The following is a 24,325-nucleotide window of genomic DNA, read 5'->3' as shown; positions in this document are numbered from 1 at the left end:
GGGCGTCGCGCAAGCACTTTTGAGACTCTCGGCCAAAAAATTGGCGCCTGCAGACAGGAACCGGGCCGCGATGCCGTGCAGAGATGGCGCGGTACGGCGTACGGCATCCCTTTCGACTCCCCCCGCCCGGAAGCAAGCGTTCGCCTTTCCGCTGATGTTCTCGGGAGTATGAAATAATGCCAAGAAAGAATCTGCTTTTAACGACCGCGCTTTTCCTGGCGCTTGCGCCCCAGGTTGTCCACGCCGCGACCAATGAAAAGCAGGACGCGGGTACTGCCCAAGGCGAGGCCCAGACTTCCGAGAGCGGCGGACTAGGCGATATCGTCGTGACCGCGCAAAGGCGCTCCGAGAATCTGCAGAATGTACCGGTTTCCATTACCGCGCTCGGACGCGACACGATCGAGAATGTCGGCCTCGATTCCGCCGCCGATCTGGCCGCACTTGTGCCGAGCCTGCAGGTCCAGGGCGTGCTGGGCAAGTTCCAGCCCATCTTCGCCATCCGTGGCATCAGCCAGGCCAGCTATACGGCCAATCAGGTGGGCCCAATCGGCGTCTATGCGGACGAAGCTTACATCGGTGAGGCATTCCTGCACGGGGCAAACCTGTTCGATCTCGAACGCGTTGAAGTTCTCAAGGGCCCGCAAGGCACGATCTACGGCAAGAACACCACCGGTGGTGCCATCAATCTCGTTTCGCGAACGCCGCGGATCGACGACAATATTTCCGGAAATCTCACGGCCGGATATGGCAATTACAAGGCGGTGCGGCTCGATGGCGGAATTGAGGGCACCCTTGTGCCCGGCAAGCTCGCCGTGCGCGTTGCTGCATATTTCGAAGATGACGAGGGTTATCAGCGCATCGTCAATTTGGGGCAACGCGCGGCCGAAACGCATAGTTGGGGCATTCGCGGCACGCTGGTGTTCGAACCGTCGGACAATTTCCAGTCGATCCTGCGCTATACGCATTCCGAAACGGATCAGACGCCTGCGATGAATCGACCGATCGGCGCGATACCTGTCGGGCCTGGCGGGGTCGGGGTGGATCTCAGCGGCTATTCCCGGCCGGCCACACTCGGCAGGCGCGATTTCGAATCGGACAACGACGGGCAATATCTGCGCGTCAGTTTCGACAAGCTCACGCTGACGAACACCCTCGGCCTGGACAGCTTCGACATCGTCTCGGTGTCGTCCTACCACCGCTCGAAGAAGCGCTTGTTCGTCGATATCGATGGCGGAGCTGGCGCTCTCGCCGACCATGATTTCGACAATGACACAAAGGCTTTCTCGCAGGATCTGCGTCTTGTCACCACGGGCAGCGGCGACGTGAAGTTCATTGGCGGCCTCTACTACGGCTATGAGAAAAACGCCCAGCGAAACACCGCCTGGCTTTACCGTTCACGGCTTCTGGGTCTCGAAGGCCTGCTGCCCTTGCTCGGGACGACGGATCCGGCGACGATCGCCTATATCTCCAATTTCTACAGTCAGTACGGCATGATTGAGGCCCGTCAGACGCTCAACCATAAGAGCTATGCGGCCTATACCGAGACTCGCTGGCAGGCGACCCCGCGCTTTGCGGTCATTGCCGGCCTGCGGTACACGCGTGATCGCGACGGTCAGATCTTCTATAATATCTCGCGCTATGCCAGCCGCGGGGGAGCGCCGATCGGCTCCTATATTCCCGGCAATATTACCGCCGGGACGGCGAACCCCATCGACGCCGCGTTCGACGCCGGTCTGACCACCTATCTCGACGGACCCTATACCACGGCCTCGGCGCCGCAACTTTTCGTCACCAACAAGCGCGTTACCGGGAAGCTCACGCTCGAATATGAGGCGTCCGACGATGTCATGCTCTATGGGACCTACAGCCGCGGCTACCGAAGCGGCAACTTCAACGCGGGGATTCACTATCTCTTCCGCCAGCCGAACGACACGGCCTATGCCCGCCCCGAGACGATCGACGCCTATGAAATCGGGATGAAGAGCGACTTGCTCGATCGGCGACTGCGCTTGAACCTCGCGGCGTTCCAATATGATTACAAGAACCAGCAGTTCGAGGATGTCCAGGGCATCGCGACGGTGTTGCTGAATGCCGGCGCGTCGCGGCTGCGCGGGATCGAGATGGAGGCTACCGTCGCACCCGTCGACAGGCTGACGATCGCCCTCAACGCCACCTATCTCGACGCCAAGTACAAGAAGATTGTCCTCAGCGGCAACGACCTGTCGGGGAACCGGTTGATCTCGGCGCCCAAATATTCGGGTAGCGTCGCCGTCGATTATGCCGTGCCGGTGGGCGGAGCAATGGAATTGCGCTTTCATGCCGACAGCTCGTTCCGCAGTCGCCAATGGTTCTCGGCGTACAACGACAAGGCGGGCTACGACCGGATCGGTCAGAAGGCCTATGCCCTGGTGAACGGGCGTCTTGCCCTGTCGAGCGATGCGGGATGGGAGGTCGCCCTCTGGGGCAAGAATCTGTTCGACAAGAATTTCGTGACCTACGGGATCAACATCCAGTCGGCTTATGGAATGGACTATCTCATCGACGGCGCGCCGCGGACCTATGGTGTCGAACTGTCCTATAAATTCTGACCCGGTTTCGGGCCGGTGGGCTTATCCCCGCCGGCCCATCCGCAACAAATCGGGAGCGATGCTGCCAAGCCATGAATGACGGCGCCGAACAGATGGGCCACCGCGAGCATTTTACCGCCGAGGAACTCGGCGGCGGCTGGCGGAGCTGGGACCTCCACGAGTCGACGCGTTTCAACAGCGCCATCGAGCCGCTGATGGTGCGCGTAGATCGTCCGACCGAAGACGGTCGCCCGCGTGCACGGGTGCGGATGGTTCCCGAACGCAAACACAGCAATCTCGGCGACAATGTGCATGGCGCAGCTATCGTGAGCCTCGTCGATATCGCCCTCTTCACCGCATGCCACCAGTTCGGATCGCTCAGCGCGGCGCGTTCGGTTACGCTTGATCTCTCGCTGCAATTCGTCGGTGCCGGCCGCCTTGGCGAACCACTCGATGCCGTTGTTGAAATGATACGCCAGACCAAGCGCCTGATTTTTCTCCGTGGGCTCGTCGTCCAGGGCGAAGACGACAGACATATTGTCGCCAGCTTCGCCGGCACCATCCGCAAGGGAACGGAAGCGCCCCCACTTCGATCTTGAAGGAGATGTGCAATGCCACATATTCGGCCAGTCTTGCGGGCATTCGCCCTGCCCGCAGCGATCTTCGGGGCGGGCCTCGCAGCCCAGGCCCAAATCGCCCTGCCATTGTCGGCGAACAGCCATGCTTATGAAGCCTCGCCGGATGTTTACCAGCTGATCGGCGAGGACGATCATTTTCGGGTCATCCTGGGACGATGGAAACCGGGGCAGAGCGACGCGTGGCACACGCACCATGGCGACCTGGTCAACTACGCACTCACGGACTGCAAGCTCGAAGGGCAGATTCCAAGCGGACAAAGCGGTGCGTTCGAGCGCAAGCAGGGCGAGGCTGGATTCAATCCGAAAGGCAGTATTCACAAGGTCAGAAATGCTGGAGACGGCGATTGCGTGCTGCTCATTGTCGAGCGCAAATAGCTATGGGGCGGGAAGCGACCATTGGTTCGCGAACCGATCATTGGCAGTCGCGCCCTACGCCCGCCTTCGCACGATGGGCACGAAATCGGCCGGGCTCGATGCTGTTGCTTCCCGGCATACGCCGACCCGTTTCGGCAGGCGGGCGCTTTGCCGAATATCTTCAAAAACCCCTGTCGTTAACGCGACGCAATCGACAAGAAAATCAGCGACCAACTCACCAAGATGGCCGTGCTCGAAAGGCCGCCCAGCGTGGCGGCGCTGCGCTGAACCGGACCGCCGGCAAACACGAAGGCGTTTATGCCAAATGCCCGAAAGACATAGGGCAGAGGGTTGAGCCAGGCACCGAATGCCATCAGCCACAAGACATAGGGCGCTGGCGTGATGGCGAACAACAGGATCAGCAGCCCCGCCAGTCCCTGCATCAGACCGAGCATGATCCAGTCGATGTGCGCCGCGCCGATCTGCTTGAAATTGACGCCGCCCGCCTCGCCTGCATCGCGGTTCGGACGGCGGGGGAACAACATGATCACGCCAATCCAGGCGGAGAAAAAGATCGAAATGGACCCGCTCAGGGCGAGAAATTTTGCGCTTTCAAGACTTGTCATTTTTGGTCCTCCTGTTGATCGGGACCTAGGGCCTTTGGTGTCGGTATCCTTGAATAAACGTGCATTTCGTGACGGTGCGTTTGCGATGTTGCGGTAGAAGAACATGCTTGAAGAGGTTGGCGCGACGGCCCGGGTGCGCGTGCGGGCAACACGAACGCAGGTGCATTCCAATCTCGCGGCCTGCATTCTCTTTGGCCGCGAGCGCTCGCTGTCGATCGAAACGTCGAACGGCGCAGTTTGGGGCGATGCCATCCTTGTCGATCCCAACTGGGCGCATGTTGTCGATTTCCATGGCGGCATTGCCGAGGTCATTTATCTCCCGCCTCATCAGGGTCGCGGACACGGCGCCCGCGCCCTTCCCAAGCCGGCCCTGCGGATATTGGAAGATCAGATCGATCGCTGGTCCGTGAATAGTGCGGCCGATCTTGTCGACTGTCTTGGATTTGCCGAGCCCCTAAGCGATCCTGCCATTTCGGCGATCCGGCACCGGATCGACTTCGATCCCATGATGCGCCTGGGCGAGATCGAGGCAAGCAGGATTGCGCGACTGGAGCGGACGACCATGTTGCGGCGGTTTAAGCACAAAACCGGAATGACGTTTCGCGCGTACAAAAACTGGGCAGCGCTGAAGCATGCCGCGCGTTTGATCGGCGAAGGGGAGGCCCTGGGCGTCGCAGGTCTTGACGCAGGTTTCGCTGACGCGGCCCATTTCTCGCGCCAGTATCGCGCCACATTCGGCTTGTCGCCCACCGAAGGGCGGAACTGCGTGGTGTAAATATCGCGTGTGGCCGCGGCGCAACGATGACCCCTTTGGGCGTCTCCGGCAGCTCATATGATCGGGGTTAGCGCTACACCAAGGCCGATACGTCCGCGGCCACGCGCTCGCCCGACCGGATGGCGCCGTCGATGTAGCCGACCCAGGCGTCGGCGGTCTCGGTCCCGGCCCAATGGATGCGCCCCACCGGCTCGATCAGCGCGGACCCGAAGCCCGTCAGCACTCCAGGTCCGGGCACGGCCACATAACCGCCGCGATGATGCTCGGAGAGAGTCCAGACCTCTTCGACATAATCGACAGGCGAGCGGGCAGCATCCCCAAAGTAGAGCGCGATATCGTCAAGCACGCGCGCGCGGCGCTCCTCGGCCGACCTGTCGGCCCAGCGCTGCGCCGGCCCGCCGTCGAAGAATCCCACAAGGGCGCCGCCCTTTGTGAGCGTGGTGCCGCGATCGAACCACGGACCGAACTCCGTCCGGTCGGAGACGACAAGCCCGGAATATCCCTGTTCGCGCCAGAAGGCAGTCTTGTACGCGACGGCGACCTTGATCACACAGCCCATGGGCATCCGCTGCGAGAGGCCGTCGCGGCGCGCCGAAAGGGGCGGCGAATAGTCGATGCGCGCCGCCATCGCGGGCGGCGCAGTAACGATGATGCGCTTCGCTCGCCATGTCCCGTTCGGCGCCGTGACGGTGACGCCGTCCTTGTCCTGCTCGATGCGGGACACCGGGGAACCGAGGACGACGGCGTCGCCCAGCTCGTCAGCCATCTTCGCCGCGATCTGCCAGACGCTTCCAGTGAAAAGCTTGTCCTGTGCGCCGCCCCGTGTCCCGATGAGCGCCTCAAGACTGCCCGCGGATGCAATATAGGCGAGGTAGAAGAGGAAGGAAATTTCGTTCGCTTCGCACGAAAAGACGGCGCGCGTGACCCCGCGCAACATTTCACGAGTGGGTTCGCCAGTCGTGTTCGCTCGGATCCAGCTTTCCACCGTCTGGGCATCCCATTCGGCTGCCGAAGGCGCCAGCCAGGGCCGCGGCATCTCGATTTCCCCGGCGAGGCTATCAAGTTTCGCGACAATACCGCCGAATTCTTCAAGATCGGCCGGGGCGAGGCCCGGAGTTTCCCCCTTGTATCGCGCCTTGCGACCGCAGATATCGATCACATTGTCGCCGAAATCATATTGCTGCTCGGTCGTGACCCCATAATGCGCCGCCAGCGCGAGGAGATGCGTTTGGGTGGGGCCCACCCATTGGCCACCGATGTCGATCCTTTCGCCGGCCAGCGTCGCTGGTTTCGTGCGGCCCCCGACGCGGTTGTCCGCTTCGAGCACAACGACCGAGCGTCCGGCTTTGCGCAGCGCCCGCGCGGCGGTGAGGCCTGCGAACCCAGCGCCCACCACGACCACATCGACCATGGTCTGTTTTGTAGCAGATGCCGACGCCGCGGTCGGCCCGAGACCAGCCACGGTTGCGGCTCCGGCGGTGACTGCGATGGCTTGACGACGTGAGATCTTCTTTTTCTCCCGGTCCATTGTCACTCTCATGCATTGGCGCCAAAGCCTGTAGACTCCGGTGCGCCGAGGTTTATGTCCGTACGCGTACCGATGCATACGCCTAGGAATGACAGAGCGTCAAGGAAACGGTTTTGGCAGAGTCGAAAAATGCAGAAGCGCGCGTCGATGTACGCGACCTCACCCGGCAGCGGATCGTCGCGGTCGCGCGCGAGCTGTACGAGGAAAAAGGCGTGCAAGGACTGAGCATGCGCCTCATCGCGAAGCGTGTCGGCTTGCCCACCATGACGCTATATGGCTATTTTCCCAACAAGATCGCCATCGTTCGTGCCCTCTGGTCGATGGCCTTCGACCCTTTGTTCGCGGCTATGCGGAAGGCGGAGCGCGCCCCGGCGGAACCGGTCCAGCGCTTGAGCCTCGTGGCCAACAGCATCGTCGACTATTGGCTGGAGCATCCGGATCTCTATCGCCTCGTGTTTCTCGTCGAAGATCGCCGCGAGCGCGGGGATCCCAATTGGTACATCTCCGAGACCGATGTCGTGGCATCCTACATGCGCCTGGCGCCCTTGATTGCCGCGGCGCGCGGAACGCCGGATATCGACTGCACCGCCGCGGCCGAGGCGTTGAACTGCGCTCTCACCGGCATCGCGCACATGAGGATTACCGTCAGCGAATATCCTTGGGCACCGTCCGCCAGCTATGTCGACCTGATCTTGGCAGGTGTCATCCATGGCCCACTTCCTGCGCGGGACTTAGCGTCACCTGGCCAACGCTCCACGTCGCGTTGAAGGGGGAGGCGTCGCCGACAGATCGGGCGGCGCCAAGGGTGATATGCCGTCAGCGGCAATGCGCAATAATCCGGCTTTGTCGAAGCCTTGCCCGCCGGAACTCCGTCAGGCTGCGGCCGACCGCGCAAGATCCCGCAATATCCTGTCGCAATCTTCGGTCAATTCTCTGACGATAGCGGCCGCAGGGAGGATCGTCTCAACGCGTCCGACGCCTTGACCCGACCAGAGCGACAGCCCTTCGATGTCGCCTTCGGCATCGGGTCCAGGGGTGGTGGAGCTATATCTAAGCATCCGACCGAAGGATCCTGTCGCCAGCGTTTCATTTTCGCCCGGCCGCGCCCCCGTTACCGGATGTCCCGCTGCCTCCCACATTTCATAGGTCGAGTTGCGCAATATGCGGTGCGGGGCGTCAGGCCACCCGATGTCGAACAGGCTCGTGTGCACGGTCGCCGTTTCATCCGCCGCCAGCAACAGTTCCTGGTAGCGCGGATGCACTGACGCTTCCTCGCTAGCGAGAAAGCGCGTCCCGACCCAGGCGCCCGAGGCCCCCATTGCCAATATTGCCGCAACGCCAGCGCCGTCGACGATGCCGCCTGCTGCCAGCACAGGGCGTGAACCCACGGCTTCGACCACCGATCGCACCAGGGGAAGCGTTGCGATCTCGCCGCGCACATGCCCGCCGGCCTCCCAACCTTGCGCCACCAGAATATCGACCCCGGCGCGAGCTGCCAGACGCGCTTCGGCGGCAGAGCTGACCGTTGAAGCAACGAGCGCTCCCGCCTCATGCACGCGCTCGACGAACGGCGCCGGATCGCCCCAGAAGAAGGAAATCAGCGGCACCCCCTCTTCAAGACACACGGCTAGTCGCTCATCCTGGGGGAATGCGAGAATGAGATTCACGCCAAAGGGGCGCGATGTAAGCATCTTTGTGCGACGGATTTCCTCGCGTACGCCGTCGGGAGAGTGCCATGACAGGGCGAGCATCCCCAATCCTCCCGCGTTGCTGACCGCGGCTGCCAGCGCCGGGCAACTCGCACCGCCCATCGGCGCTTGAATGATCGGCACCTCAATACCGAGCTGATCGCAGATCGTGGTACGCATCATGTCCCCCTGATTGACGGTTCATGCCGTATGTGCCCCCAGATTCTTCGCGTAAAGTCGGCTTCGACGATTTTTGGTCAGCCCACACGGTTTTTATGTTATCGGGCCTCACCCAAGCGCTGCTCGGCACGGCGTCCCCACGTTCGAACCCGACCTTGCTTGGCTACGCATCGGCATATCGTCTGGGATTTTTCCAGGGGTGGTGGCCCGCGTTATTGCGCGGTGATGCCGGTTTCATTTCTCAGTCGCCGCGGGGGCTCCAGCGTCCGAGCGGTCACTGCACGGCAAAGCAAACCGGCAGCGACTCGCTCGCTCCGCCGTCATGAAGAGGGACCGAATTTGACTGATCGAACACTTCACCCCGAAACGCTCGCGCTGCATGCTGGCTGGCGCGCCGACCCGGCTACCGGCGTCGTCGCACCGCCGATCTACCAGAGCACCTCCTACCAGTTTCAGGACGCGGACCATGCCGCGCGGCTGTTCGCGCTGGAAGAGCTCGGAAATATCTACACCCGGATCGGCAACCCCACGACCGACATTCTTGAGAAGCGCATCGCCGCGCTCGAGGGCGGGGCGGCGGCCGTCGCGGTGGCATCGGGCCAGGCGGCTTCCGCTTATGCGGTCCAGAATCTCGCGTGCGCCGGCGATAATATCGTCAGCGGCACCGACCTTTACGGCGGTACCTATAATCTCTTCGCGAACACCTTGAAGAACCAGGGCCTTGAGGTCCGGTTCGTCGACCCCGCCGACCCGGAGGCCTTTGCCAGAGCCAGCGACGATCGAACCCGCGCCTGGTATGCCGAGACTTTGCCGAACCCGAAACTGGTCGTCTGCCCGATCGCCGAAATCGCGGCGCTCGGTCGGCCGCTCGGCATCCCGCTCATTGTCGACAATACGGCCGCACCTTTGCTGGCGCGCCCGTTCGACCATGGCGCCGCGATCATCGTCTATTCGACGACCAAATATATCGGGGGTCACGGCACATCGATCGGCGGCATGATCGTCGACGGCGGGAATTTCGACTGGAGCGCGTTGCCGGAACGGCAACCGATGCTCAATACGCCGGATCCCAGCTATCATGGCGTCGTCTGGACTGAGGCGGCAAGACCGTTGGGTCCGATTGCCTACGCGCTTCGCGCGCGAACCGTGCTTCTGCGCGACCTCGGTGCGGCCCTGTCGCCCTTCAACGCCTTTCAACTGCTTCAGGGGCTCGAGACACTGCCGCTGCGCATGCCGCGTCACTGCGAGAATGCCGTCAAGGTGGCGGCTTATCTCCAGACGCGGTCCGATGTCGTCCGCATCATCCACCCCTCGGTCCAGACGGGCGTCGAGGCCGAGCGCGCCCGCTTCTATCTGACTGGCGGTCTGGGCGGTCTGCTAGGGTTCGAGCTGGCCGGCGGACGCGAGGCCGGGCGACGCTTCATCGATGCGCTCGCGCTCTTTTATCATGTCGCCAATATCGGCGACGCCCGGAGCCTCGCGATTCATCCGGCATCGACCACCCATTCGCAACTGTCCGAAAGCGAGCAGGCTGCCACCGGCGTATCGCCGGGCTATGTCCGCTTGTCGATTGGCCTCGAACATATCGACGATATTCTCGCCGATCTCGCCCAGGCGCTTGACAAGGCGTCTGGCTGAACCGCCGCCGGTATTGCACGGCATACGCCCGGCGGCCGCCGTATCAGCTATGCGCTGAGGTCAATGACCGGCGAGGGACAGTGCGTCCGCTCGCCGGTCATCGGTTCTGCTATCGAGCGAGATAGTCGTTCGTGGGAATGACCGCGCCATAAGCATAAGCGAGCGCCGACATATTGGCGGCATGGACATGCGCTGCCGGCACCGTAACGCCATCGAAATCGACCTCGCGGGTCGCGCAGGCATCGTGCAGAACCGTCACGCCATAGCCGAAATCGGCGGCGGCGCGTGCGGTTGCGGCGACGCACATGTGGCTCATCGCGCCGACGATCACGACATCCTTGACGCCCTTCTCGTCGAGGATCTGCTTCAGTCCGGTGTCCCGGAATGCGTTTGGATAATATTTCTGCACAAGCGGCTCGCCCTCGGCCGGGCGCACAGCGGCGTTGATTTCGGCGCCTTCGCTGCCCGGCTGGAAGATGGGCATGCTTGGATCGCCGGACAGATGCTGGACGTGCACGATGAAGCCGCCATCGGCGCGCGTCTTGTCGAGCACGCGCGCAGCGTTGGCCGCAGCCGCTTCGACGCCCTCGAGCGGCACATTGCCCGTAGGCCAATATTCATTCTGCATGTCGATGACGATAATTGCGGGATCGCTCATGGGTTTTACCTTGGTTCGAGTTTCGAGACCCTTCCAAACTGGCGGTCGCGCGCGCATATTTGAACGGCCACAAGCGACAAAATCGGGGCCGGTAACGACATGCACGCGAATGAAGTGATTGAAATTGGCATCGTCGATTATGCGGGCGCCCAGATGGCGGCGATACTCGGACTGAGCGACCTCTTCATGGTTGCGGACGGTCTGGCGCGAACCAGGGGTGCCGACGGACCACGGCTTCGAATCAGCCACTGGAAGCTCGACGAGCGGGCCCTTGTCCCATCCCGGGTGTATGACAGTCTCGAGCGGGGGGATGGCATGCCGCGCGTTCTGATTTTGCCGCCGGCATTGGGCGCGCCGATCGAGCCCGCCGCGGCCGTGCGCTACGCGAGCTGGCTCAAGGAACGGCACGCGGCCGGTGTGATCCTCGCGTCGATATGCGCGGGCGCGCTCGTTCTTGGAGAGGCGGGCGCATTTGCGGGGCGGACCGTCACCACCCACTGGGGCTATGGCGCCCTCTTGCATTCGCGCTTTCCCGAGATCGCGCGCGTGGAAACCGACCGCCTGATCATCGATGATGGTGACATCATCACGGTGGGCGGGGTGATGGCCTGGACGGACCTGGGACTGACTCTTGTCAGTCGCTTCCTTGGTCCTACGATCATGATCGATACCGCGCGCCAACTTCTCGTTGACTCGCCGGGGCGCGAGCAGCGCTACTACAGCCCCTTTGCGCCGCGCATGGACCATGGCGACGAGGCCGTTCTCCGGGTTCAGCATTGGCTTCAGAAAACCGGAGCCAGCGACATGAGCCTGCCCGCGCTGGCAAGCCAGGCGGGTCTGGAGGTGCGGACATTCCTGCGCCGCTTCCAGAAAGCCACCGGCTTGACGTCGACCGATTATTGCCAACGGATAAGGATCGGGAAAGCGCAGGAGATGCTCCAGTTCAGCACCCGGCCGCTGGAACGTATCGCATGGGATGTGGGATATGCCGACGCCAGTGCTCTGCGACGGGCCTTCGTGCGGATTGTTGGCTTGACGCCGAACGAGTATCGGCAACGCTTTCGGGCCTAACCGCCCTCGAAGAAGACCGTCGTTTCGCATCAACCCCTTCGGGTCAGGGGCGGTCGCCTCGCTTGTCCCGTCGGGCGCCATATCGGGGCTGGCGTTTTTCGAGGAAGGCCGCGATGCCCTCTGCCGCGTCATCTTCCATCATATTTTGGGCCATGACCTCGGCGGCGAGACGATAGGCATCGCCGCGCGCGATCTCCTGCTGCGCATAGAAGAGGGCTTTTCCGTGCCGGAGCGCCGCGGCGCTTTTCGCCTCGATCTCGCGGACCAGCGCGGCGATTCGGTCGTCGAGTTGCTGCTCGGGAACGGCATCGTTGACAAGCCCCCAGTCGGCGGCGGTTTCTGCGTCGATGAAGCGCCCTGTCGCGAGCATTTCGAACGCGCGCTTCGGCGCGATGGTTCGCGACAAGGCGACGGCGGGGGTCGAGCAGAACAATCCGACGTTGATTCCCGAGACAGCGAACCGGGCCGCGCATGACGCGACCGCGAGGTCGCAGCTTGCAACGAGCTGGCAACCCGCAGCCGTCGCGATCCCGTGGACGCGGGCGATCACCGGAACGGGGAGCGCGGTTATCGCTTCCATCACGACCGTGCACTGCGCGAAGAGCCGCCGATAATAGTCGAGCGATGGAGAAGCCTGCATCTGCCGCAGGTCATGTCCCGCGCAAAAGGCCTTTCCAGCGCCGGAGATAACTACGCAGCGAGCCGTGTCGTCGTGCCGGATAGCCATCAGTTCCTGTTCAAGCGCGCTCAGCATGTCCTCGCTGAGCGCGTTGAACTGCAGCGGCCGATTGAGGCAAAGGTCGATCCTGCCGCCGGTACGCGTGACGATAACCAGGGGCTCGCAGGGGGTCGGAGCGGTCACCGGCCGGGCCTCGCGCGCACGACGACGTCGGCGGTGACCGAGTTACCGATGAAACAATTCGTGTGGGCCGCGGCATGCATCCGGTCGATCGCGGCGGCGCTTGGACGTTCGTCGCCGCCGAAGCGGATGGCTGGATGCAACTCGATGCGGCTTACCACCAATTTCCCGGCCGAGTTTTTCTCAAGATGGCCAATGGCGCAATCTTCATAGGCCTCGATCGTAAACCCTTCCTGCTCGGCAACCGCGAGAAAGACCAGCATGTGGCAGCTGGATACGGCGCCCACCAGCAGTTGCTCGGGATCGGCGCACACCGGGTCGCCCCCGAACGCGGCCGGCGCTGAAACGGCGAGCGCCTGACCGCCATTGAGCGTGACGATGTGGTTGCGGCTGTAGGTGGACGTATCGATCGGATGCGCCGCGCGGCGCCAGTCGAGCAATGCCACATGTGTCGACATATCTTCATCCTTAACGTGAGCGGCGGGCCGCCGGCTGGAACCAGGTGGCTGCGAGGCGCATGTTTGGCGCTAGCCCTAAAGGCATATCTTCGCTTACCCGGGCAGCGTTTGCGGCGCGAGGCCGGCGCCCGAATCTGGCTTCACGTTCGCGGCCTTTTTTGCGACGAATTCGCCGACGCGCTGCTGGACTTCGTCGCCGCTCTGGACGACGGCAATCATCAAGCCCTCGGCGAACAAGCCATCGGTCGTGGACATGTCGGCAATCCGGCTGATCGAGGTGACCATCGCATAGTTGGAGAGCGGCGCATTGCCCGCGATCTTCTGCGCCAACTCGAGGGCAAATTCAGCCGCTGGCATGTCGCCCCGGGCAGGATCGCAGACATGGTGGGCGAGCCCCAGCCGATGCCCCTCATGGACGTCGACGATCCGGCCTGTCAGCATCATTTCGACCATGCGCGGGGCCGTAACAATGCGGGCTGTGCGGACCGTCGCGCCGCCGCCGGTGAAAATTCCGCGCGTGCCCTCTGGCAGGGCGAAATAGGTGCTGACATCGGCGACGCGCACATGCGCCGCGCTCGCGAGCTCCAGGCCTCCGCCGACGACCGCGCCCTGCAGGCAAGCAATGACCGGGATCCCGCCGAACTGGATCTTGTCGAAGGCGCGGTGCCAGCCTTGGCAAACGCGCATGAACTCGACCGGTGTCCTTTTCTTGTCAAAATGCTCCTTGAGATCGAGACCGGCGCAGAAATGTTCGCCTTCCGCCTTCAGCAGGATGGCCTTGATATGATCGGGAACCGACGAAAAATATTCCTCGATCTCGGCCAGCGTCGCTTCGTCGATCGCATTACGCTTGCTGGCTCGGTCCAGCGTAACGACACCGACGGCGTCAATCTCTTCGGTCTTGAGATATTGGAAAGACATTTTGTTCCTTTCAGGTCGCCGGGTATGTCGTTGAGGCTTCGGCGCGCCCGGCGTTCGGATAGGCGGAGCGGCGCTTGGCGCCCGCTGTCCGGCGTCGCGCGGGTCTGGCGCGGCGGCGGCGGGTCGCGGCGGCGCGGTCCGCCGAAGCGCCGGAGCGGAGGGCTCCGCGTCCCGCTTCGGGCGAGCCCGGCGAGTTCATCGTCTGACGAAAACCGATTTGCCGCGGAGGATCGTGTGCAAGACCTTGGTGTGGCGGATGCGATCGGGCGGCACCGTGAAGAGATTCTGGTCGAGGACGATCAGGTCCGCGTCCTTCCCGACTTCGATCGAGCCGGTCCGCTTTTCGAGGCCAAGTCCGAAGGCTCCGTTGATCGTTAGAATTTCCAGGCCGGTAATCAGGTCAACCGCCTCGCCACGGCCGATATATCCGCGGTCCGGTGCGGCCGGGTTCTGGCGGGTCACGAGCGCCTGCAGCGCGAGCCAGGGGTCAGGCTCGGGAATATTGTCCCAGTCGCTGCCATAGGCCACGACGTCTCCGGCATCGAGCAGCGAACGGATCGGGGACGTTTCGCGAAGACGCTTTCGGCCGAGGACTCCTTCGGTGCTGGCCATGAGATCGTTCGGAAACAGCACCACGGGCGGCGAATTTTCGAAAACGACGTCGAGAGCGCGTGCCCGTCCCCGGTCCGCGCGGTCGACGCTGAACGTGTGCGCAATGACATGTCGTCGTCCGCGGGTGCCGTTCGCACGCCGCGCCGCCTCGATCGCGTCGAGCGACGTGCGCACTGCCGCATCGCCCATGGCATGGATCATGATCGCCAGGCCGAGCCGGTCCATCTGAAGGACGGCATCGAACAGGGCCATCCGGTCGATTGCGGCGTGTCCATAAGTCGGCGCCATCGCATAAGGTTCGAGATAGGGGGACCCTGCGCCCAGCGCGATGCCGTCGGCGTAGATTTTGGCGCCGTCCGGATCGATCAATTCGGTTTGTGGCCCGCGCTCCTCGCGGCTGTCGAACCGCCCGAGCATTGCAGCGGGAGGGGCGGGGGCTAGGTTCGGGTTGAAATCCCACTGGGTCCGAACCCGGACCGTGAGCTTGCCTTCCGTCTCGAGATTGCGAAAGGCCGCGACTTCCTCTGCGCTCGCCTGCGCCGACTGGATGCTTGTTACGCCGAACGCGTTCAGCTTGCCGAACACCGATTGCGCCGCCGCCTCGATCGTTGCTTTGTCGGGCTTGGGTTTCGCGCTGAAGATCAGCCCCATCGCAGACTCGCGGAAAATGCCGGTCGGCTCGCCTGTTTGGGGATCGCGCACGATCGTCCCGCCCGGCGGCGGAACCGTGCTGCGATCGACGCGCGCGGCTGTCAGCGCCGCCGAATTGACCCAGACCACATGATTCGTGTTGTCATGGAGATAGACCGGGTTGTCGGGCGCCACACGATCGAGCATCGCCTTGTCGAGCGTGGGGGCGAGGACAGAGTTCCATTCCGCGCCTTCGATCCACTCGCCGGGTTTCTTGGCCGCCGCGCATTTTCCAACCATTGCGAGCAGTTCCCCGATCGGGGCGCTTTCGGAGAATTTGCAATAGGTACGCTCGGCGAGCCCGCCGCGGACAGGATGGATGTGCATGTCGGTGATCCCCGGCATCGCCATCCGGCCCTTGAGATCGATCACTTTGGTGCCGGGCCCTGCGGTCGCACGGACCGCGTCGTTGCTGCCGACGACGAGGAACTTGCCGTCGGCGATCGCGACAGCTTCCGCCGTGCTCGAGAAGGCATCGGCGGTAAAAATCCGGCCGTTAATCAAAATCGTGTCGGCGAGCGGTGTAGGCTGGACGGCAGCGTTGTCGGCTTCCTGGCCCATGGCCGGAAGCGCCGCCGCTACGCCGAGGGCAAAGAGGGCAAGCCCGCACTTTGCCGACAGGCGGAGGTGGTCGAAGCCTGACCTTGAGGCGTGGCAGAGCCGATGTTCGATGCGTCGCATGACATTCTCCCGTCGCTTGCCGATCTTCGCACCCGCATCCTGCTCGGTCTCCGATCCGCGCCATCCCTTGATCAGGTCCGCCAAGGCGAAGGCGGAAAGGGCGACACGACCGGCGGTCCTGTCTCAGACCTTGCGAACATAATGCGCTCGTCGGCGTTGCAGCGTGCCGTACGCGTACGCCGGGGTCAAGTCAGATATTATTCACTCGACTAATTTTGTTCACTAGATATGATATTGGTTGAGACAGACGGCCGGGCGAGCCCGCCTGGTACGTCGATTCAACAGCCGCCCTTAGCGTCTAGCGGGGCGGCGCCTCGATCTGGAAGGGGAATGCCCGTGCGCAAGACCGGTTTTATCTGGAATGAAAAATTTGCCTGGTTCGAACTCCGCAATTATGGCGGAATTATCCCCGCGCAGGCATATCACATGCAACCAGACCAGCATGTTTACGATCCCCAGGTCGTGCGTCGGTTCCGCAATCTCGTCGACGTCAGCGGGCTGCTCGACAAGCTTGTCGATCTACCCTTCGCTGCCGCAACCACGGAAGATATCGGCCGCGTCCATACGGCGGCCCACATCGACTCGGTCGTCGCGCTGTCCGCCCATCCGACCGGTGGCGATTCCGAGGACAATGCGCCGATCCCGTTCGGGGCATTTGAGATCGCATCGCTTGCCGCAGGAGGCGCGATTGCCGCGGTCGACGCGGTGATGGCACGCGAGGTCGACAATGTGTACGCGTTGCTGCGGCCCGCAGGACATCATGCCCGGCCCGACCGCTCGATGGGCTTTTGCATATTCTCCAATGCGGCGATCGCGGGGCGGCATCTGCTCGACGTGCGAGGCGCCGGGCGAATCGCTTTCGTCGATTGGGACGTTCATCACGGAAACGGCACCCAGGCCGCGCTTTATGACGAACCGCGCGCGCTCACTATATCGCTTCATCAGGAGCGGCTTTATCCGGTCGACGATGGCTTTATCGAACAGATCGGTGACGGCGCTGCTGCCGGAACCAATCTCAACATCCCGCTGCCAGCCGGCTCGGGATCCGAGGCCTATTGCGAAGCTTATGATCGCATCGTGATCCCGGCGCTCAGGGCTTTTCGCCCGGACATCATCATCGTACCGAGCGGCTTCGACGCGGGCGCCATGGATCCGATGGGCCGCATGATGGTCCATTCGGACGGCTATCGCCAGCTCACCCAGAAGCTCATGGCCATTGCCGACGAGATTTGCGGCGGGCGCCTGGCCTTTCTGCATGAGGGCGGATATTCTCGCTGGACGGTGCCTTATTTCGGTCTGGCGGTCATCGAGGAACTGTCGGGAATCTCGACCGAAGTCGTCGACCCTCATCTCGATTATCACAAGCTCGTCGCCGGCCAGGACGTGCTGCCGCATCAACGCGCCGCGATCGAGGCGGCTGCAGTGAACCTCGACCGCGTGCCCGTCCACAGTTGAGGTCTCGGCGTGTCGCACTGGGTGCGACACGCCAACCGATTAGCGGCCTCGAAATGACGAACATCGACATTGCCAGGGCCTATATTCTGGCGGGCTAGCAACGCGACCATGATGCGTTGGATCGCTGTTGGCGCCGACAATCGTCTGGCCCCCGCCGGGCGACAATCGTTTTCCGGCACCCCTGTCGCCTGGCCGCCGTCAGCGGTCGGCTCGGTCAGATCATGGGTTGTCCGAGGAAACTTTCCGATAACCGAAGCCAGGCGCTTCTTCGCGAGCCGAGATTTGATCTCGGTGGTAATCGAATTTTCCGGGGGAGCGCGCCGGCGCAAAACTGCCGCAGCCCGGCGTCGATCTGCTTCGCATCACGGAGGGCCGGCTCGCCGAGGTTTCGCGCTTCTCGTCCGATCCCGCCGAGGAATATGCCTTCTGGGGCAGATAAGCGGCGCCATGACCAGAGCGAGCAAGGCCGTGCCGGCGTCTCGCCCCTGTTGGCAGGCTGGTGCGGCGCTGACATCGTCAGCTCTCTGTGCACGGCCGCTTTGCGTCGATTGCGCGGTCGCTACAGAGGATGGCCGCGCTCTACCGTGCTTGTGAGCCGAATATTTTGTTATCTCGTGAGGCGCCTTGCGCGGCCGCGAAGGGCGAGCTTCCGCCCACTGGTTGCGCCTCTGAAACGGCCTGCCTCCGGTGCTCGTTCTTGCCGGTCCTGGCGACGGTCAACGCATGACCGCCGACGACCCCAATGTCGTCGGCGGTCATGCGCAATTCAATTTCCGATCGGTCAGAATTTGGCACCCACGGTCACGCCGTAAGTCCGCGGCGCACCGACATGATTATAGTCATAACCGAAGCCGGCCTGCAGATCGATGCGCGAGGTGAAGTAGAATTTGTTGGTAAGATTCTTGCCCCAAATCGATGCGTTCCAGCGGCCGTCGGCCGATTCCCAGTCGATGTGGCCCGACAGGATCACATAGCTTTTCTGGCGGAGCCGGGGAATGTTCATCACTTCGAAATATTGGCTCGACGAATAGTTCATGTCGCCATGGAGGCTGAGCTTGCCGCTCGCGCTGTCCATCACCGTTGCATCGACACCACCGGTGAAGGTGACCGCGGGCGCGGTTGAAAGCTCATTGCCGCTGACGTCGACGCCGCTGACCACCCCGCGCTTGATCTTGGAATCGAGCAGCCCGAGTCCGGCGCGCAGCGTCAGCATGTCGGTCGCGCGGACGGTCAATTCGGCCTCGCCGCCCAGAATGCGCGATCGCGGAATGTTCACAAGCGTCTGGGTGCCGGTTACCGAATTCACGTTGATGAATTGCTGGTTTGTATAGGTGTAGTTGAAGGCCGCCATGTTGAGCGTCACGCGCCGGTCGGCGAACTGGCTCTTCAGGCCCAGTTCGAAAGCCTCGATCTTCTCCGCCTTGGCAACGGTCAATTCCGACACATCGTAAAAGGCCTGCGCATTGAAGCTCGGCGCGCGGAACCCGCGGCTGTAGTTGCCATAGACCATCACGTCGGGATTGATCTTATAATCGGCTCCGATCTTGCCCGACAGATTCTCGGTGCTGTAGCTGAGCCGCGACGAGGGGATCAGGTTCGTGACGAGCACGCCATTGGGACCAAAGAGGTTCGACACGAAATTGCTTTGCGTGCCCTTGTCGTGCGTGAAGCGAAGGCCGCCGCGCAGCGTCAACTGGTCGGTGAGTTCGAAGCTCAGGTCCGAATAGAGCGCATAGCTCTTTTTGAGCTGGTCGAAGCTGTTGCTGGAAAGGCAGGCGGCGGGGAAACCGATCGCGCAATCGCCCTCGGTGACGCCCGGCGACCCGTCGAGTTCGAGGTCGGTGGCGACGCCGAGGGTTGTCGCGTTATAGACTTTCTCGCGATTGAAATAGGCGCCCAGGATGAAGTCGAACGGGCCGTCGAAATCGCTGGTCAGGCGCAAATCCTGCGCGAACTGCGTCGCGCGGGCCGTGTAGGGGATTTCGAGCAGTTCGGTCCCGATGCCGTCGGTATCCTCGAAAAAGCTGAGCCGGCCCTTGTCCCACGAAGTAACGCTGGTGATGGCAAGCGTGTCGCTCAGATCGATCGTGCTGTTCAGCGACACGGCCCACGTCCGTGCATGGCGGCGGTCGGTCCTGTTCGCTTCGATCTCGCGGCGGCCGAGCCCGGGCCGATTTATCGCCGCAGGTTCGGAGTAAATGCCATAGTTGCGAGGGTTCTGGAAGCTCGTCGCGGCGCGCAGGATGAAGCGCGCGCTGTCGCTCGGTTCGAACAACAGGCTCCCGCGCACCGCATATTCGCGTACGCTCGCAAGGTCGGGCTTGCCGGGCAGCTGGTTCTTGAACCAGCCGTCGGCACGTGCGGCGGTGAACGCGACGCGCGCCGCGAGAGTTTCTCCGAGCGGCAGATTGATCGCGCCGCTCGCTTCATGACGCTGATAATTGCCATAGCCGAGATTGAGATAACCCTCGGTCTCGCCGAGCTCCGGTGCCCGGCTGATCAGATTGACCGCGCCGCCTGTGGTATTCTTCCCGTAGAGCGTACCCTGCGGCCCACGCAGCACCTCGACGCGCTCCAAGTCGTACATCGCGACGCCGAGGAAGGCGAAGTTGCCCTTGTAAACCTCGTCATAATAGGTCGCGACCGGGCTCGCCTGGTTGAGGCTGAAGTCCGACATCGAGACACCGCGCAGCGCGAAGATCGGCGCATTATCCCCGACGGTCGAGGTGAGCTGGAGGTTGACGATCTTGCCCGCAAGCTCGTCGGCGTTCGTAACCCGCTGCTTCGCCAGCGCATCGCCGCCGATCGCGCTGACCGCGATCGGGACATCCTGCAGGCGCTCGGAGCGCTTCTGGGCCGTTACGACGATGTCGGTGCCATCGGTCGTCTCCGCCGCGGCTTCTTCCGGGGCAGCCTGCGCGGTCGCTTCCTGCGCCAGCGCTGGCGCCGACACCCCCGCAAGAAGGAGCGCGAGTGCCGAACAAGCGGTACTCCTGGTGGTGACCTTGATCATTGGAATTCTCCCTGTTTTACTATTTGTGTTGATCCGCGTTGAACCGGGCGACCAGGCTGGCGCGCAGGACGGCCGCTTCGGTCCGCAATGGCGTTTGTCGCAGCCGTCCGACCTCCGCCGCTGTGTAAGGCTGAAAGCCGGCCGGTATGTTCGCGGGGTCGAACCGCACGAGCGACCAGTTCAGAACCTCGGCAAGCTCGGCGTCGGGCAGCGCCGCAGTCGCGACGCCCGGGACCCGTGCGAGATACTCTCTGCCGCCGGGCACCTGGAGAAATTTTGCCACGAACCCGGCCATCGTCGGCGTCGTCTGCGGCGTTCCCGTCGCGTCGGCGCGGTGACATCCTTGGCACGTCAGGATCCAGTTTTGGCGTGCCCGCGCCGCGCTCTGAAGAGCGGGATTGGTGTCCGGGTCGCCCAGCGCCGGAGTCATGGCAGCCGCGCCAGTCGCCAGAATCAGCGCGGGAGCGGCCAGCCATCTCATTTCCCGGCGGCGCTCGTCCGCAAACGGGCGACCGCTGCGCTGTTGAGCGATGCGCTCCCGGCGCGGAACCCTGCGACCTCCTTGGCCGAGAAGGGCTTGGCGGCCGAACCCCGCAGCACATGGTTGAGAACGGCAGCGACCTGCTCGTCGTTGAGCCCGCTCTGGGCCGGCATCGTACCGCGGAAGGGCTTGCCGCCGACCGTGATCGGGCCCGACACACCGCGGATCACCACCAAAGCGAGATAACGGCGTCCCGTTGGCGAACCTGCCAGCGCTGCGACATCGGCTTTCAGCGGCGGGAAGGCCCCCGGTACGCCCGCTCCAGTGGGAAGATGGCACGCGGCGCAGCGCTTGAAAATCGTCGCGCCGTCCTGGGCATGAGACACAGAACCGGCGGCAATGGCACCGGCCACGGCCAGTAGAATTGCAGCGCGGCGCATCATTTCTGCTCCAGCGCGACGCCAAGGATCACCGCGGTCGAGCAATTATAGATCGCGCTCGCGGTGCCGAGGCACCAGTTGATGTCGTTGTTCGCCTGCGGACGGACCATCGGCCGGTCGCCTTCGTTCCGATTGCACGAGCAGCGGCCGCACGCAGAGCGGCCGCAGCAGTCGTTGTAGCTGATGATATAGGCGCGATTGTCGGCAGGGTTCATGCAGGTGCCGATCCAGGTGATCGGAGACATCTCGGTTCCCGGCGGACAGGTGCTCGCCGAGCCGCCGCAGCAGCTGCACAGAAAGCCGTCGATCGCGCAGTAACGCCAATAATCGCATTTGGTCTGGTCGCCGGGATCCTGCGGGTTCCCGGTCGTTTGGGGCGCGATCGGATCGGCACCGCCCCCGCCGCCATGCCCCTGCGCCTGCGCCCGCGATACGGGGAGGACAGGGATCACCGCCGCTCCCGTAAGCGCGCCGCCGATCAGCGTCAGCAGGCTGCGCCGCGACGTCGCGCGTGCGACGCGGCGCGTCATCTTTTCCGAGAATTTGTCGAGACCCGACATGATAATCCCTTTCTGTCTTGCCGTGCGGGATCAGCCGCGCGCGAGATATTCCTGGATCGAAGCGACGCGGCGCTCCTTGGCCTCGAAAAGGCTCTCAAGATGCTCGCGATTGTTGACGAGACCGAGCGAGGCGATGTTGCCTTCCTCATCGATCAGCACCGCATAAGGGAGCTTGGAGACGCCAAAGGAACGACCGAGGTCTTCCGAGAGGACATAATCGAAGCCGCTCAGTCCTTCGGCCATCACCAGACGGCGATGCGCTGCCGCGTCGCCGTCGCTTGCCAGAACCACATCGAGCCAACCCCGCTCGGCACTGCTCGCCGAACGGACGACGGGCAGCAGCGTCTTGCAGACCGGGCAGTCGGGCGACAGGAAGAAGATGAGCTGGCCGCGACGCTCGCGCTTGCCGCCGATCGCGACCTTTTTGCCCTCCAGCGTGTCGAGCGTCATGGCGGGCGCCTTGTCGCCGACATTGACCTTCTGGTGGAGCGTCAGCGCGCCGGCGGGCGCGATGCGTTCGTGAAGGACGCCGACCTGCCGCGCGAGGGCGGCGACAAGCACACCCAGGACCAGGATGGCGATCCACAGCAGGATTTGCGACGTGAGGAAGAATCCGGTCATCGGGCGACACTCCTGGTGGGGGCGGGAAGTTGTGCGATCTCACCCGCCGCAAAGAGCAAGGCGAGGAACGCGAGGGCGGCGAAGGCCGAGTGAATGTCGACGCCGCCGCCAATGGGAGAGACAAAGAGCGCTAGCGCCGCAGCGCCGAGCATGAAGGCGCGGGCAATGGCAAAGCGGCCAATCCCACCGCGTCGCTTGCCGAAATCGCAGCCGCAGTCGATTCCGCCGTCGCCGCGACGGCGCGCTGCAAACAGCGCGGCGCCATAGGCTGACCAAAGGAGGGCCGCGAGCAACGCGCCGACGGGCCGCGACGCAGGAAGGACAAGCGCGAGCGCGGCCGCCGCTTCGAGAGCTGCGGCGGCCATCGTGACCGGCATGGCGACGGCCGGGTGCAGGCGCAGAAGCCCAGCGGTCGCCGCGGCGAGGCGCGCGCGCTCGACAAGCTTATGCGCCGCCGAGACGCCAAGCACGGCAGCGAGGAACAAAGCCGCGACCTGGATGACCGTCGTCACCGCCGCACCGCCGTCATCGTTATTGGCGTATGCGCCACGCTCGCGACCGTGCGCACAAACGCGCCCGTTACAGCGTCATAAACGTCAAGCGATCCGTCGGGGCGCGACGCGACGAGAAGCGGTTTCGCCTGCTGCGTCGCTTCGACCGAGATGCTGTGGTTCTTGAGGGTGATGCGGCGGACAAGCGTCTTGGCCACCGGGTCGATTACCCACGCCTCGGTGCCGCCATCCTTGTGCGAGCCTTCGCCGCCCTTGGGGTTCATCAGGACATAGAGAAGGCCGGCGCGGTCGGCCGAAATGACCTGCCAGCCGCCGGGACGCCATTCGGGCGTTCCGCCGGACTGGGCTGGAATGGGGAAGCTTCCAAGGACCTTTGCCGCTTCGCCGCTAAAATCGATGGCCCGCAAATTGCCTTTGAAGCTCACGAACCAGCCCGTTCGGCCGACCATTGCCGGCGTCATGAACAGCGGATCGCTGTCGATGTCATTGAAGGCTTCGCTGGTGACGGTTGCGCCCGGCTTGCCTTGGGCATCGAGCGCGATGCTCGTCATCGTGCCGTCGGCGCATAGCGAGGCGAACCCGCGCGCACCCGTCGGATAGATCAACGAACAGCCGGGCAAATCGACTTCGGAGACGACCGCGCGGCTGTCGAGGTCGACGACAGTCACCGAAGAGCCCGGCGTGAAGTTGAAGATCATTGCCCATTTGTCGTTGTTCGTGAGCTGCAGGCTGTTGACCAAAGTCACGAACTGACCGCGCTTGCCGCCGGGAAGCACGATCTCTCCCTTCGGCGTCAAAGTCTTGGTATCCCAGACAGTGATCACGTCGGTGCGCTCGCCACGCGTCTGCCGCGAATAGAAGGTCTCCCCGACATAGATTTCGCTGCGCGTCGGTGACGGCGTGATGCTTCCGAAATGCGAGATCGGGATCTGCCCACGCACATTATTGTTGTCGGCCGCGACGTCGACGATCACGCCGCGCGCGTCGATCAGGCTGTTGCCGTGAAAGTCGTGAACGAAAATCCAGCTGTCGGGGTAGGACGCCGGAAGTTCTGCGACCGAGGGCACCGGCTCTTCGGCAAGCGGCTGCGGAAAATCTGCCGCAACCGTCATGCTGGCGGACATCGTCAATGCAGCGAAGGCTGCTGCTCTCGCAACGCGCTTCATCCGGGCACTCCCCTATATTGATCGCAATGGGCTCTGATGGCCAATTGGTATATATTGATCGTAGGTGCAAAGTTAGTCAAGTGACTAATATAGACATGCTGTCCAAAGTTCGGGCGGCGTGGCGGGGCGCCGG

Annotated in this window: 24 protein-coding genes; 8 read left to right on the top strand and 16 right to left on the bottom strand. The window is 63.2% G+C overall.

Annotation, left to right across the window (positions count from 1 at the left end):
- The first annotated feature begins 176 nt into the window (after nt 1-176).
- From ASD73_RS13475 to ASD73_RS13465, 3 genes are all read left to right on the top strand, one after another.
- A complete protein-coding gene (locus ASD73_RS13475; RefSeq protein WP_056372928.1) occupies nt 177-2,588 on the top strand; it encodes a TonB-dependent receptor in 2,412 nt (803 codons plus the stop codon).
- A 71-nt stretch (nt 2,589-2,659) separates the two neighbouring features.
- The gene (locus ASD73_RS13470; protein ID WP_082521533.1) at nt 2,660-3,166 is read left to right on the top strand and encodes a PaaI family thioesterase; all 507 of its coding nucleotides are present in this window, start codon (nt 2,660-2,662) and stop codon (nt 3,164-3,166) included.
- Nucleotides 3,167-3,178: 12 nt separating this feature from the next.
- Nucleotides 3,179-3,580, top strand: coding sequence for a hypothetical protein (locus tag ASD73_RS13465; RefSeq protein ID WP_156377381.1), 402 nt, complete (start codon nt 3,179-3,181; stop codon nt 3,578-3,580).
- A 176-nt stretch (nt 3,581-3,756) separates the two neighbouring features.
- On the opposite strand, the gene ASD73_RS13460 is transcribed toward ASD73_RS13465, so the two are convergent.
- On the bottom strand, nt 3,757-4,290 hold the full coding sequence (locus tag ASD73_RS13460) for a hypothetical protein (protein WP_156377380.1): 534 nt from the start codon (nt 4,288-4,290) through the stop codon (nt 3,757-3,759).
- Between ASD73_RS13460 and ASD73_RS13455 the strand changes: the two genes are divergently transcribed.
- Nucleotides 4,289-4,960 (top strand): AraC family transcriptional regulator, encoded by a 672-nt coding sequence (locus ASD73_RS13455; RefSeq protein WP_056372925.1) that lies wholly within the window; start codon nt 4,289-4,291, stop codon nt 4,958-4,960. The two genes, ASD73_RS13460 and ASD73_RS13455, sit on opposite strands and share 2 nt — an antisense overlap.
- A 73-nt stretch (nt 4,961-5,033) precedes the next feature.
- On the opposite strand, the gene ASD73_RS13450 is transcribed toward ASD73_RS13455, so the two are convergent.
- The gene (locus tag ASD73_RS13450; RefSeq protein ID WP_162248156.1) at nt 5,034-6,422 is read right to left on the bottom strand and encodes a flavin monoamine oxidase family protein; all 1,389 of its coding nucleotides are present in this window, start codon (nt 6,420-6,422) and stop codon (nt 5,034-5,036) included.
- 179 nt (nt 6,423-6,601) lie between these two features.
- Here ASD73_RS13450 and ASD73_RS13445 point away from each other — a divergent pair, with 179 nt between their 5' ends.
- A complete protein-coding gene (locus tag ASD73_RS13445) occupies nt 6,602-7,255 on the top strand; it encodes a TetR/AcrR family transcriptional regulator (protein ID WP_056372923.1) in 654 nt (217 codons plus the stop codon).
- A gap of 105 nt (nt 7,256-7,360) precedes the next feature.
- On the opposite strand, the gene ASD73_RS13440 is transcribed toward ASD73_RS13445, so the two are convergent.
- A complete protein-coding gene (locus ASD73_RS13440; RefSeq protein WP_235534386.1) occupies nt 7,361-8,356 on the bottom strand; it encodes an NAD(P)H-dependent flavin oxidoreductase in 996 nt (331 codons plus the stop codon).
- Between the two features lie 339 nt (nt 8,357-8,695).
- Between ASD73_RS13440 and ASD73_RS13435 the strand changes: the two genes are divergently transcribed.
- Nucleotides 8,696-9,994 (top strand): O-acetylhomoserine aminocarboxypropyltransferase/cysteine synthase family protein, encoded by a 1,299-nt coding sequence (locus ASD73_RS13435; RefSeq protein ID WP_056372921.1) that lies wholly within the window; start codon nt 8,696-8,698, stop codon nt 9,992-9,994.
- Nucleotides 9,995-10,103: 109 nt separating this feature from the next.
- On the opposite strand, the gene ASD73_RS13430 is transcribed toward ASD73_RS13435, so the two are convergent.
- Nucleotides 10,104-10,652 (bottom strand): cysteine hydrolase family protein, encoded by a 549-nt coding sequence (locus tag ASD73_RS13430; RefSeq protein ID WP_056372920.1) that lies wholly within the window; start codon nt 10,650-10,652, stop codon nt 10,104-10,106.
- 99 nt (nt 10,653-10,751) lie between these two features.
- Here ASD73_RS13430 and ASD73_RS13425 point away from each other — a divergent pair, with 99 nt between their 5' ends.
- Nucleotides 10,752-11,723, top strand: a complete 972-nt coding sequence (locus tag ASD73_RS13425; protein WP_056372919.1) for a GlxA family transcriptional regulator — start codon at nt 10,752-10,754, stop codon at nt 11,721-11,723.
- Nucleotides 11,724-11,766: 43 nt separating this feature from the next.
- Here the strand turns inward: ASD73_RS13425 and ASD73_RS13420 are convergent, their stop codons facing one another.
- The 4 genes from ASD73_RS13420 to ASD73_RS13405 form a co-directional block, all read right to left on the bottom strand.
- Entirely contained in the window at nt 11,767-12,585 is an 819-nt protein-coding gene (locus ASD73_RS13420; protein WP_056372918.1) for an enoyl-CoA hydratase, read from the bottom strand.
- Nucleotides 12,582-13,040 carry an OsmC family protein gene (locus ASD73_RS13415; RefSeq protein WP_056372917.1) on the bottom strand — a complete coding sequence of 153 codons (459 nt, stop codon included), beginning with the start codon at nt 13,038-13,040 and terminating at the stop codon, nt 12,582-12,584. The genes ASD73_RS13420 and ASD73_RS13415 overlap by 4 nt, the downstream gene beginning before the upstream one ends.
- Nucleotides 13,041-13,133: 93 nt before the next feature.
- Nucleotides 13,134-13,961 (bottom strand): crotonase/enoyl-CoA hydratase family protein, encoded by an 828-nt coding sequence (locus ASD73_RS13410; protein WP_082521530.1) that lies wholly within the window; start codon nt 13,959-13,961, stop codon nt 13,134-13,136.
- A 195-nt stretch (nt 13,962-14,156) separates the two neighbouring features.
- Nucleotides 14,157-16,028, bottom strand: a complete 1,872-nt coding sequence (locus tag ASD73_RS13405) for an amidohydrolase (RefSeq protein WP_056372915.1) — start codon at nt 16,026-16,028, stop codon at nt 14,157-14,159.
- A gap of 252 nt (nt 16,029-16,280) precedes the next feature.
- Here ASD73_RS13405 and ASD73_RS13400 point away from each other — a divergent pair, with 252 nt between their 5' ends.
- Nucleotides 16,281-17,399 carry a class II histone deacetylase gene (locus ASD73_RS13400; RefSeq protein WP_082521529.1) on the top strand — a complete coding sequence of 373 codons (1,119 nt, stop codon included), beginning with the start codon at nt 16,281-16,283 and terminating at the stop codon, nt 17,397-17,399.
- Between the two features lie 579 nt (nt 17,400-17,978).
- Here ASD73_RS13400 and ASD73_RS23260 read toward each other — a convergent pair.
- Genes ASD73_RS23260 through ASD73_RS13360 form a run of 8 tightly spaced genes read right to left on the bottom strand, consistent with a single transcriptional unit; the run spans nt 17,979 to nt 24,138 of the window.
- On the bottom strand, nt 17,979-18,158 hold the full coding sequence (locus ASD73_RS23260) for a hypothetical protein (RefSeq protein ID WP_056376075.1): 180 nt from the start codon (nt 18,156-18,158) through the stop codon (nt 17,979-17,981).
- Nucleotides 18,159-18,180: 22 nt separating this feature from the next.
- Nucleotides 18,181-20,412: a TonB-dependent receptor gene (locus tag ASD73_RS13390; protein WP_056372913.1), complete on the bottom strand. Its 2,232-nt coding sequence runs from the start codon at nt 20,410-20,412 to the stop codon at nt 18,181-18,183.
- Between the two features lie 19 nt (nt 20,413-20,431).
- Nucleotides 20,432-20,842, bottom strand: a complete 411-nt coding sequence (locus ASD73_RS13385; protein WP_156377378.1) for a cytochrome C — start codon at nt 20,840-20,842, stop codon at nt 20,432-20,434.
- A 47-nt stretch (nt 20,843-20,889) separates the two neighbouring features.
- Nucleotides 20,890-21,279, bottom strand: a complete 390-nt coding sequence (locus ASD73_RS13380; protein ID WP_235534384.1) for a c-type cytochrome — start codon at nt 21,277-21,279, stop codon at nt 20,890-20,892.
- A gap of 53 nt (nt 21,280-21,332) precedes the next feature.
- Nucleotides 21,333-21,893 (bottom strand): methylamine dehydrogenase light chain, encoded by a 561-nt coding sequence (locus ASD73_RS13375; protein ID WP_056372910.1) that lies wholly within the window; start codon nt 21,891-21,893, stop codon nt 21,333-21,335.
- 30 nt (nt 21,894-21,923) lie between these two features.
- Nucleotides 21,924-22,514, bottom strand: a complete 591-nt coding sequence (locus ASD73_RS13370; protein ID WP_056372909.1) for a redoxin family protein — start codon at nt 22,512-22,514, stop codon at nt 21,924-21,926.
- Entirely contained in the window at nt 22,511-23,026 is a 516-nt protein-coding gene (locus tag ASD73_RS13365; protein WP_056372908.1) for a MauE/DoxX family redox-associated membrane protein, read from the bottom strand. Before ASD73_RS13365 ends, ASD73_RS13370 begins: the two co-directional genes overlap by 4 nt.
- Nucleotides 23,023-24,138: an amine dehydrogenase large subunit gene (locus ASD73_RS13360; protein WP_235534381.1), complete on the bottom strand. Its 1,116-nt coding sequence runs from the start codon at nt 24,136-24,138 to the stop codon at nt 23,023-23,025. Before ASD73_RS13360 ends, ASD73_RS13365 begins: the two co-directional genes overlap by 4 nt.
- Nucleotides 24,139-24,325 lie beyond the last annotated feature (187 nt).

Source organism: Sphingopyxis sp. Root154 (genome assembly GCF_001427105.1).
Classification (GTDB): domain Bacteria; phylum Pseudomonadota; class Alphaproteobacteria; order Sphingomonadales; family Sphingomonadaceae; genus Sphingopyxis.
The sequence above is the reverse complement of the archived record's forward strand: the minus strand, read 5'-3'. Positions and strand labels throughout refer to the sequence as shown.